This window comes from Mycobacterium sp. 1164985.4, from assembly GCF_001668575.1.
Taxonomy (GTDB): domain Bacteria; phylum Actinomycetota; class Actinomycetes; order Mycobacteriales; family Mycobacteriaceae; genus Mycobacterium.
In genome coordinates this window covers 34,147-49,427 of the sequence record NZ_LZMD01000094.1, presented here as the reverse complement: position 1 = coordinate 49,427, position 15,281 = coordinate 34,147, and the positions used below count along the sequence as shown (strand labels likewise).

The window sequence follows — 15,281 nt, the reverse complement described above, 5'->3', positions numbered from 1 at the left end:
GCTTACCCATTCGGGACGAGTAGGTCCTGCCACGACTTCGGACCCGCAGGCGCCGCCAGGTCGGCTTGCCGGAACACCTGTCCGTCCGGCGTCGCGTACTGACCCGTCTGCGGATCGTAGGGGGCGAAGGCGACGGACGGGCCACCCGAGCTCGAGGAACTCGGGGCCGTGGCGGGAGCTGCACCGCCGGGCGGCGGCGGTGGCGGTGACGGTGGCGCAGCTTCGCCTGGTTGGGCGGGCGGCATCGGCGTGCCTTGCACCGGACCGTAGATCCGCTCTTCGAAGTCGACGCGGTCGTCAGGTGCGAAGCCCTGGGCGATCAGGTTCGGATCGATCGGGTACGCGCCCAGCGGATGCTGGCGCATCGCCAGCGGCTCGAACGGCTTGTCGCTCTGGCACATTTCGGCGGTCGGCGCGCGCTTGCCCGGCCGCGCCAGGCACGGATAGTTACGCGCCCCGCGCACCCCGATGGGCGAATCCTGCGGCAGTTTGCAGTACAGGCCGTCGGGCGTGTCGACGATCGTCTCGTCCTCGGGTGAGCGCCACTGGTTCGGCGGTAGGAACCCGACCGTGCACGCGGGCGGGTCGCTGATCACCAGCGTGAAATCCCCCATCGCCATGCCGGTGGGGTTGTTGCGCGCAACGCCGACGGTCTGCGTGGCCGCCACATACGGCGGAAACAGCACCAGAAGTTGTTCCAGCGCGGCGTGATACGTCACGCCGACCTCGCCGACCGACGTCAGGTTGGCCAACAGCACGGGGAGGGTCGCCTTGACGTCGTTGAACAACCGCGAGGCCTCGTCGGCCGCGCCGGGACCGACCTCGAGAATCGTGCGCATCTGCGCGTCATCGGCCTGGAGTTGACCGGTGATACCCGCCACGCTGCGCGCCCAGCTGCGGATGGCGTCGGCCGATTGCGCCTGGCCGTCCAGCAGCGGACGGCTGTCGTCGATCAACGCCCGTGTCTTGTCGGCGATCGCGTTGCCGTCACCGACGATCTTCGCCGAGGAGTCGATCAGTGAGCCGAAGTCGTATCCGGCCCCGTCGAATGCCTTGAACGACTCGTCGAGCAGACCGCTGATCTTGTCCTTCGGAATGCTGTCGATCAGGGCGCTGACCTGATCGAGCATCGGGCCGACGGCTTGCGGTACCGAGGTCTTCTCCCGGGGGATCACCGAGCCGTCCTGCAGGGACGGTCCATTCGTGTCGTCGGGCACCAGGTCGACGTACTGTTCCCCGACGGCGGACACGCTGCGCACGGCGGCACGAGTGTCGGCCGGAACCTTCGGTGAGGTGTTCAGCGACAGCGTCGCGACGGCCCCCTCGCGGGTGGCGCGCACGTCGAGGACCTTGCCCATCTGGACACCGCGATAGGTCACGTTCGAGAACCGGTAAAGGCCACCGGTGCCGGGCAGTTCGAGCTGCACCGTGATGCGGCCGATGCCCAGTAGCGTCGGCACCTGCATGTAGCCGAACACCATCAAGGCGATGCCGATCACCGAGGCGATGGTGAAGATGATGAGCTGATTGCGGACGAAGCGCGTCAACATCAGTTGCCGCCTCCCCCGGCGACAGCCGCGCCGTCCGCCGCGAGGCCCGATCCGTGGTCGACGACGACCGCGGCCGAATCATCCGAGCCGTCGGCGCTTTCGACGAGCGGTGGTGGCTCGACGACCTCGGTTGGCGCCGGTGTGATCGGCGCGTTCAACGGGTCCAGGGTGTAGGTCAGGTACCAGGGATCGCCTGGCGCGGGCACCATCGGCGCGCCCTCCTGCCCCCAGCGGGTGCCGAGGAACAACCCCCGCTTGAGCCGCGGAATGGTGAAGTCGAAGATGATGAATTGGTTCATGTAGTCGCCGCGGATCGCACGGTCGATGAAGCTCTGTGTGTAGGGGAACGTCGGCGCGTAGGCCAGGACGGTGCCCAGGTTCGGGCCGACGTCGGCGAGCGCGCGCAACGTCGGTTTGAGGTTGGCGAGGTTGCGCACGATGTCGTCTTTCGTGTCGTTGATCAGTCCGGTGGCCGTGTCGCTGAATCGTCCTAGGCGCGCGAGCGCCTCGGTGATGCGCGGCCGTTCCTTGATCAGCACATCGAGAGCGGGCGGAATGCGGTGCAGCCCAGCCGTGATGACGTCCCGTTCGGCGGCGAACGTGCTCGACATCCGGTCCATCGCGGCGATGGAGGCGTTGATGTCGTCGCGTTGGGTGTCGAGCATCCCGATGAAATCGTCCAGACGGACCAGCAGGTCCCTGATCTGGTCTTCGCGTCCGTTCAGTGCGGCGTTGAACTCACGGACGATGTCACCCATCTGTCCAAGGCCGCCGCCGTTGACCACGACCGACAGCGACGACAGCGTCTGTTCGGTGGACGGGTACGTCGACGACCTGTCGAGTCCGATGGTCGACCCGGGTTCCAGCGCGCCGCTGGGTGCCTGCCCCAGGGGCGGGTCGAGCGCCAGGTGCATCGAGCCGAGCAGGCTGGTCTGTCCCACGGTCGCCACCGCGTTCGCGGGTATCACGACGTCGGGCCGCACCGACACCTCGATGTCGGCGTGCCAGTTCGTCACCTTCATCCTGCCGATGCTGCCGACGACCACGTCACCGAGGAGGACCGGTGAATTGGGTTCCAGCGAACCGACATTCGCGACCTGGACGTGATACACGGCACCCTCACCCCGGCCCACCGTGCCCGGCAGCGGCAGCGAGTTCACGCCTTCGAACGTGCACCCGGTCACCGCGAGGGCGACGCAGCACGCCATGACGACGAGGCTACGGATCGAGCGGGCCCTCATCATGACGGCCCCATCGGGGTCGCGGGCGGTGCCGGCGCCTCGGCAGGCAGCAGCATGCCCTCGAGCGTCGTCGGCTGCGAGACCGTCGTCGGTGGGCCCGGCGGGATCGGCGCGCCCGGATACAGAGCGGGTTGCGGTGCGGCCGGCAGTCCGTTCGGGGCGTAGGCACCGGGCGGACCGGGCGCGGTGGCCCACCCCGCAGGCGGCGGCACGTCAGCGGCGCCGGTGTACGCCGACACCGCCGGTGGGGCCTCCGGAGGTTGCGGAGCCCCGCCGGCTCCCCCGGGCGCCAGCGCGGGATCCGAATAGATCAGGTTGCCCGGGCTCGGCGACTTCTGCAGATAGGCGTTGAACGGCATCGGCAGATAGTTGAAGTTCAGCAATCGCAGTGCCGGACCGAGGTATTCGGCGCACGCCTTCGACGCCTCGGGCGCCGTGGCGTTCTTCACCGCGGCGATCGACGAGCACACCAGCTGCACCGGGTTGGCGAAGTTCGCCAATGCGAAGCCGCCGATCATGGTGCCGGTGTCGGGGTTGTAGATGTTGTATCCGTTGCCGATAGCGTTGGGCGCGACGTGAAGCACGTTCTCGAGGGTCAGCCGATTGTCGGCGAGGTTCTGTGTGACGGCGCCGAGGCGCTGGATCTGTTCGGCGGTCTGATCCCTGCTGCCCGCGATGAACCGCTGCACCTCGCCGACGGCTTCGGCGAGATACGTGAGTGCGGCGTCGAGATCGGACCTGCTCGAATCGATCACGCTGCTCACCGTGGCGAGGCGGTCCTGGAACTGCACGATCTGGGCGTTGCTGTCGCGCAGTGCGTTGACGAAGGTCTGGAGGTTGACGATGACGTCGACGATGTCGCCGCTGCCGTCGGCGAGGATTCGGCCGACCTGTGCCAGCTGTGTGATGGTCTCGCGGAGTTTGTCGCCGTTGCCGTTCATGGCGTTGGCCGCGCTGTCGATGAAGCGGCTGACCGATGTCGTCGAGATGTCGCCGCTGGGGCCGAGTTCCGTCGCCAGCCGCGTCAGTTGCTCCTTGACCTCGTCCCACTCGACAGGCACCGCGGTCCGGTCGACGCCGATGACGGCGTTGTCGGGAAGTGTCGGGCCGCTGGTCTCGTAGGCGGGGGCGAGCTGGACGTAACGGGCGGACACCAGGTTCTGCGCGACGATGACCGCCTTGGCGTCGGCGGGGATCGGCACGTCCCGGTCGACAGACAGCCGCATGCGGGCCAGGGCTCCGTCGGGCTCGATCGCTTTGATCGTGCCGACCCGCACTCCCGCGACGCGCACCTCGTCGCCGGGGTAGATCGCGGTGGCGGAGGTGAAGTACGCGGTGATGGTTCGGGGGCTGAAGAACGCCTGGCGGATGACCATCGCGGTTCCTCCGACGAGCAGGCCCACCAGGACCACCATCAGCACGGTCGACAGCGTTTTGCGGCCGATCATCGCGACCCTCCCGGAATACCGTTGTACGGGAAGGGGAATTCGGCGCGGGGCCCCGCGTTGTCCGGCGGCTGTCCGGCGTTCACGCCGCGGCGATAGCCCAGCGCATAGTCGAGGAACGGTTGCAGCGACTGCGCAGGAAGCAGGTTGCCGACGAACGCGTTGTAATAGAACCCGTTGTTGACCGCCTCGCCCTGAGTGACTTGATATTTCGCCAGCCCGGACAGCGCCTTGGCGATGTTGTCGCGGTTACGCTCGAGCATCTCGTAGACCGCGTTGAGCTTCTGCAGCGTCGGCGCCAGTTCCTGCTCGTTGTCGTGCACCAGGCCGGTCAACTGCCGGGCGACCACCGAGGTGTTGGCGAGCAGGCTGACGATGGCTTGCCGGCGGGTCTCGAGAACACCCATCAGGTCGTTGGCGTTGAGGATCAAGGTGTTCAGCTGCTCGCTGCGCTCGGACAGCACACCGGTGACGTCGGCGGCACTCTTGAGCAGCCGGCCCAGCGACTCATCGCGTCCGTTCAGTGAGCGCGACAGCCGGCTCAAGCCGTCGAAGGTCGGTCCGAGTTGGGGCGCGATCCGGTCGATCGTGTCCGACAGGGTGTCGAGGGCCTGGTTGATCGATGCGGTGTCGGTGTCGGCCGTGTTCGCGGTGAATTCGCTGACCGCCTCGGTCAGTGAGTACGGCGACGAGGTCCTCGACACCGGGATGACGTACAGCGGCTTCACCCGGTCATCACCCGCCGGTTCCAGGGCCAGCGTGCGCTCCCCCAGCAGGGTGCCGGTGCGGATGTGCGCCGTGGTCTGCGATCCGAGGCGGACCTTTCCGTCGACGGTGAACGTCACGAGGGCCTTGCCCTTGTCCAGGGATACCTCGGACACCGAGCCGACCGTCATACCGGAGACCTTCACGTCGTTGCCCGGCGCCAGACCGCCGGCCTCGGTGAACAGTGCCTGATACCTGACGGCGGTCGCCCATGACCACAGCCGCTCGGGTTGCAGCCCCACAGCGATGATCAGGACGATGAGAACAACGCCGATGAATCCGGCTCGAATCAGCTCTGGGGCACGATATTTCAGCATCAGGGCTCCCCGCATCTTCCGTTGTTCTGCAGGATCCATGGGAAGTGCGCGGTGCGCCCCTGAAGGTCGGTGACCCTGACCGATATTCCGCACAGGTATTGGTTCAGGAAGCTGCCGTACGCGCCCAGACGCACGAGCTTCTTGTAGTTCTGCGGCGCCTTCTGCAGGGAGATGTCGAGAAGCGGTATGTCCTTCTCGAGCAGCGGAGCGACGCGGTTGAGCTGGTCGACGCTGCCGGCAAGTGGTGGCCGCGCCTGGGTCATCAGATCCGCGAGCGACGCGGTCCCGCTGTCCAGTGCGGTGATCGCCTCCCCGATCGGGTCACGGTCGGCGGCCAGGCCCGTGATCAATTTCTCGAGGCGGTCCACCGCGCCGGAGAACTTGTTCCCGTCCTTGGCGATGACCGTCAGCACGGCGTTGAGGTTGTCGATCAGGTTCCGAACGGTCTCGCCGTTGTCGGCGATCGAGTTGGTGAAGGACGCGGTCTTGGCGAACAGCGATTCGAGGTTCCCACCCTGCCCCTGCAGGACCTGAATCAGGGAGCGGGTCAACGCATTGACGTCGTCGGGGTTCAGGCCGCGGATCACCGGCTTCAGCCCGCCGAGAAGGAGGTCAAGATCGAGGGCAGGCTCGGTACGGTCGGCGGGGATTCGTGAGCCGGGTCCGGCGACCCTCGTTGAGCCGGGCCCGTCGAGGAGTTCGAGGTAGCGATCCCCGACGAGGTTGAGGTAACGCACCGCGGCTTTGGTTCCGGTGGTGAGCACGATGTCGGAGGCGGCGTCGAAGGTGACCACGACGGTGTTGTCCGGTTGCAGGGAGACGTCGTGGACGGTGCCGACGCGGATACCCGAAACCCGCACCGAATCACCGGGTTTGAGGTCGGAGATGTCGGTGAACACGGCGGAGTAGTTGTGCGCGGACCCGGTGCGGTACTGGCCGAAGATGGCGAACAGCGCCGCGGTCAACAGCAGCATCACCGCGCCGAAAACGCCCAGTTTGATCGCAGTTTTGGCACCGCTCATCCCGGTTGTCCGATCTGCGAGGAGTTGCGGGGCGGACCGTCGATCGGGCCGAACAGCGCCTGCTTGAGCGCATCGGAGTTCAGCAGGATGCCCTGGTTGCCGTACTGCGCACGGCTCGCGTCGATATCGCTGACGACGTAAGGTGCCCGGGTTTCGTATCCGACGTCGGGCAGTCCCGCGCACTGGGGCCCGCCCTTGGCCGCGACCTTGGGCAGGTTCTGCGGATAGCGGTAGCGTTCGGAGCCCAACACGAACGAGTCGAGCAGCAGCACCCCGGGGACCGGCGCGGGTGCGGCGGTGGCCAGCGGGGCCATACCTGCCAGAAGGCAATTCAGCGCCGGGTGGTATTGGTTGGTCAGGTCGGTCGTCGGCACCAGAAGGTGAAAGACGTCGGTGATCGCCTTGCGGTTGCCGGCGAGCACTTCGTCGCCGATGTCGGCCAACCCGATCGTGCTGAGCAGCAGGGTGTCGAGGTCCTGCTGCTTGTCGACGATCGTGCCGCTGATACTGGTGGCGTTGTCGACGATGTCCAGCAAGTTCGGGCTGGCGTCGGCGTAGGCCTCGAGAACCTGTGGCATGACCGCGATGTCGTGACTCAGATTCTCCAGGCTGGGATCGATCGTCGCGAGCATTGCATCCAGATCGGACAGCGTCTGCCCGAACTTCTCGCCGCGTCCGCTCAGACCCGAGGCCAGCGCCCCGAGCGTCTCGTTGAGTTTGGCGGGTTCGATGCGGTTCAAGACCGACACGAGTTGTTCGAAGATGGTGTTGATCTCGACGGTGACGTGATCGGCGTCGAGCACCTGGCCGGCGCGCAACACCTCCGGTGACGGATTCGCAGGCGGAACCAGCGCAACAGATTTCGCGCCGAACACCGTCGACGACGCGATGTCGACACGCACGTTGGCGGGGATCAGCTCCATCGCGGAGGGGTCCATTGCGAGGTGGATCGCGGCACGGCCGTCGGGCAGGGGTTCGACCGAGGCGACAGTGCCCACTTGGGCGCCGTGCAGCTTGACCCTGGCGTCGGGGTTCATCACCAGACCGGCGCGGTCGGTGATCACGGTGACCGGTTCGGTCTTCGTGAAATCGCCCCGGAAGAGCGCGACGGCGATGGCGACGATCGCGACGATCGCGAGGACGGCAACGAATCCCGCTGCCGGTCTTGCGTATTCACGCGGCTCCGCGGGGGCGGGCGTCTGCTGATTTGTCGTCAACGTGCCACTATCCGGACAGGTTGAAGTTGCCGTTGGAACCGTAGATGGACAGCGAGACCAGCAAGGTGACCGACACGACGACCACCAGCGAGGTACGCACCGCGTTGCCCACAGCAACCCCCACACCCGACGGCCCGCCCGAGGCAAAGTAACCGAAATAGGTGTGAATCAACAAGATCGTGATCGCCATCAGCACCGCCTGCAGAAACGACCACAACAAATCGATCGGATTCAAAAACGTATCGAAATAATGGTCATAGAGCCCCCCGGACTGACCGAACAACACCACCGTGGTGAACTGCGACGCCACAAACGACAAGATCACGGCGATCGAATACAACGGCGTGATCGCCACCATCCCCGCCACGATCCGCGTCGAGACCAGATACTCCACCGGCCGAATAGCCATCGACTCCAGTGCGTCGATCTCCTCGTTGATACGCATCGCACCCAACTGCGCGGTCACCCCGGCCCCGAACGTGGCCGCCAACCCGATCCCGGCCACCACCGGCGCCGCGATACGCACATTGATGAACGCCGCCAAAAACCCCGTCAACGCCTCGATACCGATATCGCCCAACGACGAATAACCCTGCACCGCCAACGTGCCACCGGCCGCCAACGTCAAAAACCCCACGATCGCGACCGTGCCGCCGATCATCGCCAACGTGCCCGCACCCATCGAGATCTCGGCGATCAACCGCACGATCTCCTTGCGGAAGTGCACCGCCGCATGCGGCACCCCACCCAACGCGCGCAGATAAAACAGCATGTGATCGCCGATACGACTCAAAAAGTCCACCGGACGGCGCATCCCCGACGTCAAACGCGGATACGTACTACGCAGAACCTGAACCGTGCCCATTCGGCGACCCCGCTAACCCGTCGTCCGGATGTGGCCGCTCGCGACCGTCATCGCGAAGCACCTGGCGGGGTCGCCGGCGACATCGGGCCTCCTGACTACACGCGGGCGCGTCGACGGCCCGTCTCTCTCGACCGGCAGCGTCGCAGTGAAACGCACACCGGCACAGTGAGCGTCCCGCTTACCGGGACGACCGATGAACGGAACACCCGCCCGAGGCGTGACCGGGCGCGTGGCAGGCTATGGGCGTGACCGATACCGCAGCCTTCATCGCCAGCGTCGAGAACGACCTCCGCGAGACGCCCACCCCCTCTGGTGTGCTGCGCTACTACGACGTCGGTGACGGTCCCGCCCTGCTGTTTCTTCACGGCTCCGGGCCCGGCGTCACCGGCTGGCGCAACTTTCGCGGTGTGTTACCCACCTTCGCCCAGCACTTCCGTTGCCTGATCCTGGAATTCCCGGGTTTCGGGGTCAGCGACGACTTCGGCGGCCATCCGATGATCACCGCGCAGGGCGCCGTCGTCCCCTTCCTCGACGCGCTGGGGATCGAACGCGTCGACATCGTCGGCAACTCGATGGGTGGCGGCGTGGGGATCAACTTCGCGATCAACAACCCCGATCGCATCGGCCGCCTGGTCACGATCGGCGGCATCGGCACCAACATCTTCAGTCCCGGTCCGAGTGAAGGGATCCGGCTGCTGCAGGAGTTCACCGAGGACCCCACCCGTCAGCGGCTGGTGGACTGGCTCAACTCGATGGTGTACGACCCGTCTTTGGTCACCGAACAACTGATCGAGGAGCGCTGGCAGTTGGCGACCGATCCGGAGACGCTGGAGTCCGCCCGGCGGATGTACGGCAAGAAGGCCTTCGCGCAGATGATGGCATTCATGCGCAGCAGCGATGCGCCGTTGCCGTGGGCGCAGATGCACAAGGTCGCCGCACCCACGCTGTTGACGTGGGGGCGTGACGACCGGGTCAGCCCACTGGACATGGCGCTGATACCGATGCGCACCATTCCCAACGCCGAGCTGCACGTGTTCCCGAACTGCGGGCACTGGGCGATGATCGAGGCCAAGACGGCGTTCGAAAGCGCCGTGCTGGCGTTCCTCTCCCGAGACGCCTAGGACAGCCTAGGACTGCCTAGGACGAAGCAAGCAGCCGGAAGCCCTTGTAACCCGCGGCGGCCACCTCGGCGCAGATGTCGAGGTAGGTGCCGAATCCGCCGATGAACAACATGAATCCGCGCGGTTTGCCCGGCACGTTGGCGCCCATGTACCAGGAGTTGGCCTTCGGGAACAACGTCGCATCCGCGCGTCGGGTGCACTCGGCGATCCAGTTGTCCACGGCCTCGCCGGTGGCTTCGATCGCGGTGTAGCCGTGGTCGTCGAGATAGGAGATGGCCTCGGCAATCCAATTCACGTTCGCCTCGGCGTGCAGCACCATGTTGGCCAGCACCGCGGGCGCGCCGGGACCGGAGACCAGGAACAGGTTCGGGAAGCCGTCGACGCCGAGACCGAGGTAGGTGCGCGGACCGTCCGACCAGTCGTCACGCAGCTTCTGTCCGCCCCGACCGACGATGTCGATCTTGCCCAGTGCACCGGTCATCGCGTCGAACCCGGTGGCGAGCACGATGGCGTCGACGTCGTAGTGCGCGTCGGTGGTGTTGATCCCGTCGGCGTCAATCGACACGATCGGGGTCTTGCGCACGCTGACCAGGCTCACGTGCGACTGGTTGAACGTCTGAAAATAGTTGGTGTCGGTGCAGATTCGCTTCGTGCCGATGGGATGGTCGTTCGGGATGAGAAGTTCGGCGACCTCGGGGTCGTCGATCACCGCACGGATCTTCTGCTCGTAGAACTTGCGCGCTTCCTCGTTGGCGGCCATATCGATCATCTGGTCGCTGAACGTCTTCGAGAACAGCACACCCCCGAGTTCCCAACGCTTCTCGAACGCGGCCCGGCGTTCCTCGGGCGTGGCCTCCATCGTGAGCTTCGGATGGGCGATATGCGGCGAACCGCCGCCGCTGCGCCACGACAGCCGCCGCCGTTCGGCATAAGTTGCCTTGACCCTCGCTCGGTCCTCGTCGGTCAACGGTCGATTACCGGCGGGCACGCTGTAATTCGGCGTGCGCTGGAACACGAAGAGACGATCGGCCTGTTCGGCGATCACCGGAATGGACTGGATACCCGACGAACCCGTGCCGATCACCGCGACCCGCTTGCCGGTGAAGTCGACGGGCTCGTGCGGCCAGTGCGCGGTGTGGTACAGCTCCCCCGCGAAGCCGTCGAGACCGGGAAAGTCAGGCGTCAGTGCCGCGGACAGCGGACCGGTCGCCATCACGCAGAAGCGTGCGGTGACGACCTCACCCTTATCGGTCGACACCGTCCAGTGCAGGTTGTCCTCGTCGAGTGTCGCCGAGGTGACCCGGGTGTCGAACGTGATGCCGTCGCGCAGGTTCAGCTTGTCGGCGACCCAGTTCAGGTAGCGCAGGATCTCGGCCTGCGTCGCGTACTTCTCCGACCAGTCCCACTCCTGCTCGAGTTCCGGATCGAACGAGTAGCAGTAGTCGACGCTCTCGACGTCGCAGCGAGCACCCGGATAGCGGTTGTAGTACCAGGTTCCCCCGATCTCCGGCGCCGCTTCGAACACGCGCACCGACAAGCCCTGCGACCGCAGCTTGTGCAAGGCGTACAGCCCGGCGAAGCCGGCGCCGACCACCACCGCGTCCACGCTTGACCGCTCATCGGAGATCTCCACGCAGCCACGGTAGGTCGTGGGAGACCCGCAGCCCCCCGAGTTTCCCGATGACCGGGCAATCGAGCGATGACAGTTCCGCCCATCGGAAGGACTGCTCGACCCGATTCCCGACGACGGTGAGGATCACCCCATGTCACAGACCGACGCCTGCGGGACGCGGGTCGATGCCACCGTTCGGATTGATCTGGACGGAACTCGGCACCACCTGTGCTGGCCGCGCGACAAGACATTGGTCGACGCGATGCTCGCGGCCGGTATCGACGCTCCGCACTCCTGCCGGGAGGGTCACTGCGGCTCATGCGTCGCAACCGTCGTCTCAGGCGAGGTCGACATGGCCACGTGCGACATCCTCGAGCCCGACGACCTGGCCGACGGCCTCATCCTGGGCTGTCAGGCCCGACCGGTCAGCGACGACCTTCACGTCGAGTACTGAGCCGGAAACGTCGCCCGCTGACCGGGATTGCGTCCCATTCGCACCTCCGGTGCGGTAGACCATCAAGTGCAGCCAATAGTGAGGACATCAGCATGAGTGAGCGCGTACTCGACCGGGTGATGCACCTGGCCGAGCAGTTCAAGGATCAGGGCGCCGAGGCCGAGAAGATCGGGCGGCTGACCGACGCCACGGTCAAGTCGATGAAAGCCGCCGGGTCCATCCGCCTGCTGCAGCCCAAGAAGCACGGCGGCTACGAGGCTCATCCGCGCGAATTCGCCGAGACCGTGATGGCCACCGCGGCCCTGGACCCCGCCGCCGGCTGGGTCAACGGCGTGGTGGGCGTGCACCCCTATCAGCTCGCCTATGCCGATCCGCGGGTCGGCGACGAGGTCTGGGCCGATGACATCGACACCTGGATGGCGTCGCCGTACGCACCGCAAGGTGTGGCCAAGCCCGTCGACGGTGGCTACATCTTCAACGGGCGCTGGCAGTTCAGCTCCGGGACCGACGCGTGCGACTGGATCATCCTCGGCGCGATGATCGGGGACGCGGACGGTAAACCGTTGATGCCCCCGCAGATGCTGCACATGATCTTGCCCCGGTCGGACTACGAGATCGTGGACGACTCGTGGGACGTCGTCGGATTGCGCGGCACCGGATCCAAGGACGTCATCGTCAAAGACGCGTTCGTGCCGGAGTACCGCACGATGGACGCGATGAAGGTGATGGACGGCACCGCCCAGCGCGAAGCCGGCATGACCGAACCGCTGTACCTGATGCCGTGGTCGACGATGTTCCCGCTCGGCATCTCCGCCGCCACGATCGGCATCGCCGAGGGCGCGTTGGCCGCACACCTGGACTACCAGCGCGAACGCGTGAACTCCAGCGGTGTTGCGATCAAGGACGACCCGTATGTCATGTACGCGATCGGCGAGGCCGCCGCCGACATCAACGCCGCGCGCCAGGAATTGCTGGCCAACGCCGACCGCATCTACGACATGGTCGCCGCGGGCAAGGAGGTCAGCTTCGAGGACCGCGCCGCGGGCCGTCGCACCCAGATCCGTGCGGTGTGGCGCGCCGTGTCCGCCGTCGACGAGATCTTCGCCCGCTCGGGCGGCAACGCCGCGCGCATGGACAAGCCGTTGCAGCGGTACTGGCGCGACGTGCACGTCGGCCAGCTGCACGCGATTCACGTGCCCGGCACGGTGTTTCACGCCGCGGCGCTGAGCTCGCTAGGCGTGGATCCGCAGGGCCCGCTGCGGGCGATGATCTAGAAAGGGCACGATGAGCGATCTCAAGAGCCTCGGATACGTCAAGGTTCAGGCCACCGACATCGACCGCTGGCGCCACTTTGCGTTCAAGGTGCTCGGCTTCGCCGAGGGCTCCGGTCCCGACGACGATGCGTTGTATCTACGCATGGACGAGCGCGCCGCGCGCATCATCGTGGTGCCCGGCGACGTCGACAAGATCGTCACCGTCGGGTGGGAGGTCCGCGACCATGCGGCGTTGACGCGCGTGAAGTCGACCCTCGACGGCGCAGGCGTGGCGGTCAAGGAACTTTCGCTCGAGGAGGCCGACGCACGTCGCGTCGAAGAGGTGATCGCGTTCGACGATCCGGCGGGGACATCCACCGAGGTCTTCCACGGCGCGGTGCTCGATCACAGCCCGGTGGTGACGCCCTACGGCGCCCGATTCGTCACCGGCGATCAGGGACTGGGCCATGTCGTGCTGCCGGCCCTCGACGTCCCGGGGCTTTTCCAGTTCTACACGGAGGTCCTGGGATTCAAGTCGCGCGGTGCGTTCCGCGTTCCGACGCCGCCGGAGTTCGGGCCGCTGCGGGTCCGGTTCCTCGGCATCAACGCACGCCACCACAGCCTGGCGATCTGTCCCGCGATGACGCTGCGTGACCCGGGCCTGATCCACTTGATGGTGGAGGTCGACAGCCTCGACGCGGTCGGGCAGGCCCTCGACCGGGTGAACAAGGACGGCTTCCAGCTGTCCTCGACGCTGGGCAGGCATACCAACGACAAGATGGTGTCGTTCTACGTGCGCGCGCCCGGCGACTGGGACATCGAGTTCGGCACCGACGGTATGCGGGTCGACGAAACGTATTACACCGCAGAGGAAATCACGGCCGACAGCTACTGGGGCCACGAGTGGGTGTCCGACCTGCCGGCCGCAATGCGCCCGTGAGCGACGATCTCACTCCTCTGCCCGCGGCAGACATCACGCAGTGGGACGAGGAGGCCGACGTCGTCATCGCCGGCTTCGGCATCGCCGGGGCGGCCGCGGCGGTGGAGGCCACACGTGCCGGCGCCGACGTCCTGGTCCTCGAACGCACCGGGTCCTGGGGCGGCGCGGCGTCGATGGCCGGCGGGTTCATCTACCTGGGCGGCGGTACACCCATCCAAAAGGCTTGTGGATTCGACGATTCCGTCGCGAACATGGCCGCGTACCTGAACGTCGCGATGGGCCCCGGAGCCGACGAGAAGCGCATCGCCGACTACTGCGACGGCAGCCTGGAGCATTTCGACTGGCTTGTCGGCTGCGGCGTCCAGTTCAAACCGGAGTTCTTCGGTGAGCCCGGCTGGGAGCCCATGGGCGATCAGGGGCTGATGTACAGCGGCGGGGAGAACTCCTACCCGTTCAACACGATTGCCACGCCCGCGCCGCGCGGACACGTCCCGCAGATGTCGAACAAGAAGCAGGGCGAGGCGAGCGCCGGCTACATGCTGATGAAGCCGCTCGTCGAGACGGCCACCGCGGCCGGCGCGCGGGCGATCTACGACGTTCGTGTGCAACGGTTGGTCGTCGATTCCGACGGCCGGGTGGTCGGTGTGTACGCGCGGCGGTACGGCGAGGAGATCGCCGTGCGGGCGCGTCGCGGTGTGGTGCTCGCGATGGGCAGCTTCGCCTACAACGAGGCCATGGTCGCCCAGTACGCGCCGCGCATCGCCGGCCGGCCCGCCGCCGCCATCGAGCAGCACGACGGCCAGGCGATCCGGATGGCGCAGGCGCTGGGCGCCGATCTCGCCCACATGGACGCCACCGAGGTCGCCATCTTCATCGATCCGCAGCAGCTGGTGCGGGGCATTCTGGTCAACGGCCGCGGCCAGCGCTACGTCGCCGAGGACACCTATCCCGGCAGGGTCGGGCAGCTGACCTTGTATCACCAGGACAACACGGCGTTCCTGATCATCGACGACCAGGCGCAGGAGGAGGCGATGGCCTCGCTGTCGCCGCAGTTGATGCTGCGCCCGCCGACCTGGGTGTGCGAGACGGTGGCCGAACTCGAATCCGAGATGGGGCTACCGACGGGGTCACTTCAGGCGACCGTCTCCGCGTACAACGCCGGCGCCGCCGTGGGTGAGGATCCGTTGCTTCACAAGAAGCCGCAGTGGCTGCGACCGATCGGCACGCCGGTCGGCGCGATCGACCTGCGCGAGAGCACCGGCGGCTTCACCCTGGGCGGGCTGCTGACCTCACTGGACGCGGAGGTCTTGCACGTCAGCGGCGAACCGATCCCCGGCCTGTTCGCCGCGGGCCGCTGCACCGCGGGCCTCGCGGCGTGGGGGTACGCGAGCGGTATCTCGTTGGGCGACGGCAGTTTCTACGGTCGACGGGCCGGACGCAACGCGGCGGGCGCCTAGTCCCCTGTCCGCGTGGTACACG

13 protein-coding genes are annotated in these 15,281 nt (G+C 66.5%); 5 read left to right on the top strand and 8 right to left on the bottom strand.

What is annotated here, in order from left to right; translation table 11 throughout:
• Positions 1 to 2 precede the first annotated feature (2 nt).
• Genes A5650_RS22230 through A5650_RS22200 form a run of 7 tightly spaced genes read right to left on the bottom strand, consistent with a single transcriptional unit; the run spans position 3 to position 8,422 of the window.
• Entirely contained in the window at positions 3 to 1,550 is a 1,548-nt protein-coding gene (locus A5650_RS22230) for an MCE family protein (protein ID WP_067296874.1), read from the bottom strand.
• A complete protein-coding gene (locus A5650_RS22225; RefSeq protein ID WP_502687090.1) occupies positions 1,550 to 2,791 on the bottom strand; it encodes an MCE family protein in 1,242 nt (413 codons plus the stop codon). Before A5650_RS22225 ends, A5650_RS22230 begins: the two co-directional genes overlap by 1 nt.
• Positions 2,791 to 4,239, bottom strand: coding sequence for an MCE family protein (locus tag A5650_RS22220; protein ID WP_067296868.1), 1,449 nt, complete (start codon positions 4,237 to 4,239; stop codon positions 2,791 to 2,793). The genes A5650_RS22225 and A5650_RS22220 overlap by 1 nt, the downstream gene beginning before the upstream one ends.
• Positions 4,236 to 5,318 carry an MCE family protein gene (locus tag A5650_RS22215; protein WP_067296939.1) on the bottom strand — a complete coding sequence of 361 codons (1,083 nt, stop codon included), beginning with the start codon at positions 5,316 to 5,318 and terminating at the stop codon, positions 4,236 to 4,238. The genes A5650_RS22220 and A5650_RS22215 overlap by 4 nt, the downstream gene beginning before the upstream one ends.
• Positions 5,318 to 6,340 (bottom strand): MCE family protein, encoded by a 1,023-nt coding sequence (locus A5650_RS22210; protein WP_067296865.1) that lies wholly within the window; start codon positions 6,338 to 6,340, stop codon positions 5,318 to 5,320. The genes A5650_RS22215 and A5650_RS22210 overlap by 1 nt, the downstream gene beginning before the upstream one ends.
• The gene (locus tag A5650_RS22205; protein WP_082950891.1) at positions 6,337 to 7,557 is read right to left on the bottom strand and encodes an MCE family protein; all 1,221 of its coding nucleotides are present in this window, start codon (positions 7,555 to 7,557) and stop codon (positions 6,337 to 6,339) included. Before A5650_RS22205 ends, A5650_RS22210 begins: the two co-directional genes overlap by 4 nt.
• Before the next feature lie 7 nt (positions 7,558 to 7,564).
• Positions 7,565 to 8,422 (bottom strand): MlaE family ABC transporter permease, encoded by an 858-nt coding sequence (locus A5650_RS22200; protein WP_067296862.1) that lies wholly within the window; start codon positions 8,420 to 8,422, stop codon positions 7,565 to 7,567.
• A 245-nt stretch (positions 8,423 to 8,667) separates the two neighbouring features.
• Here A5650_RS22200 and A5650_RS22195 point away from each other — a divergent pair, with 245 nt between their 5' ends.
• On the top strand, positions 8,668 to 9,543 hold the full coding sequence (locus A5650_RS22195) for an alpha/beta fold hydrolase (protein WP_231992731.1): 876 nt from the start codon (positions 8,668 to 8,670) through the stop codon (positions 9,541 to 9,543).
• Positions 9,544 to 9,559: 16 nt separating this feature from the next.
• On the opposite strand, the gene A5650_RS22190 is transcribed toward A5650_RS22195, so the two are convergent.
• Positions 9,560 to 11,176: a flavin-containing monooxygenase gene (locus A5650_RS22190; RefSeq protein ID WP_067296853.1), complete on the bottom strand. Its 1,617-nt coding sequence runs from the start codon at positions 11,174 to 11,176 to the stop codon at positions 9,560 to 9,562.
• 130 nt (positions 11,177 to 11,306) lie between these two features.
• Here A5650_RS22190 and A5650_RS22185 point away from each other — a divergent pair, with 130 nt between their 5' ends.
• The 4 genes from A5650_RS22185 (at position 11,307) to A5650_RS22170 (ending at position 15,259) form a co-directional block, all read left to right on the top strand.
• Complete coding sequence (locus A5650_RS22185; RefSeq protein WP_064404388.1) at positions 11,307 to 11,609, top strand: 2Fe-2S iron-sulfur cluster-binding protein; 303 nt, start codon at positions 11,307 to 11,309, stop codon at positions 11,607 to 11,609.
• 92 nt (positions 11,610 to 11,701) lie between these two features.
• On the top strand, positions 11,702 to 12,883 hold the full coding sequence (locus A5650_RS22180) for an acyl-CoA dehydrogenase family protein (protein ID WP_067296850.1): 1,182 nt from the start codon (positions 11,702 to 11,704) through the stop codon (positions 12,881 to 12,883).
• Between the two features lie 10 nt (positions 12,884 to 12,893).
• Positions 12,894 to 13,802 carry a biphenyl-2,3-diol 1,2-dioxygenase gene (gene bphC / locus A5650_RS22175; protein ID WP_067296847.1) on the top strand — a complete coding sequence of 303 codons (909 nt, stop codon included), beginning with the start codon at positions 12,894 to 12,896 and terminating at the stop codon, positions 13,800 to 13,802.
• Complete coding sequence (locus tag A5650_RS22170) at positions 13,799 to 15,259, top strand: FAD-dependent oxidoreductase (protein ID WP_067296937.1); 1,461 nt, start codon at positions 13,799 to 13,801, stop codon at positions 15,257 to 15,259. The genes bphC and A5650_RS22170 overlap by 4 nt, the downstream gene beginning before the upstream one ends.
• Positions 15,260 to 15,281: the final 22 nt, after the last annotated feature.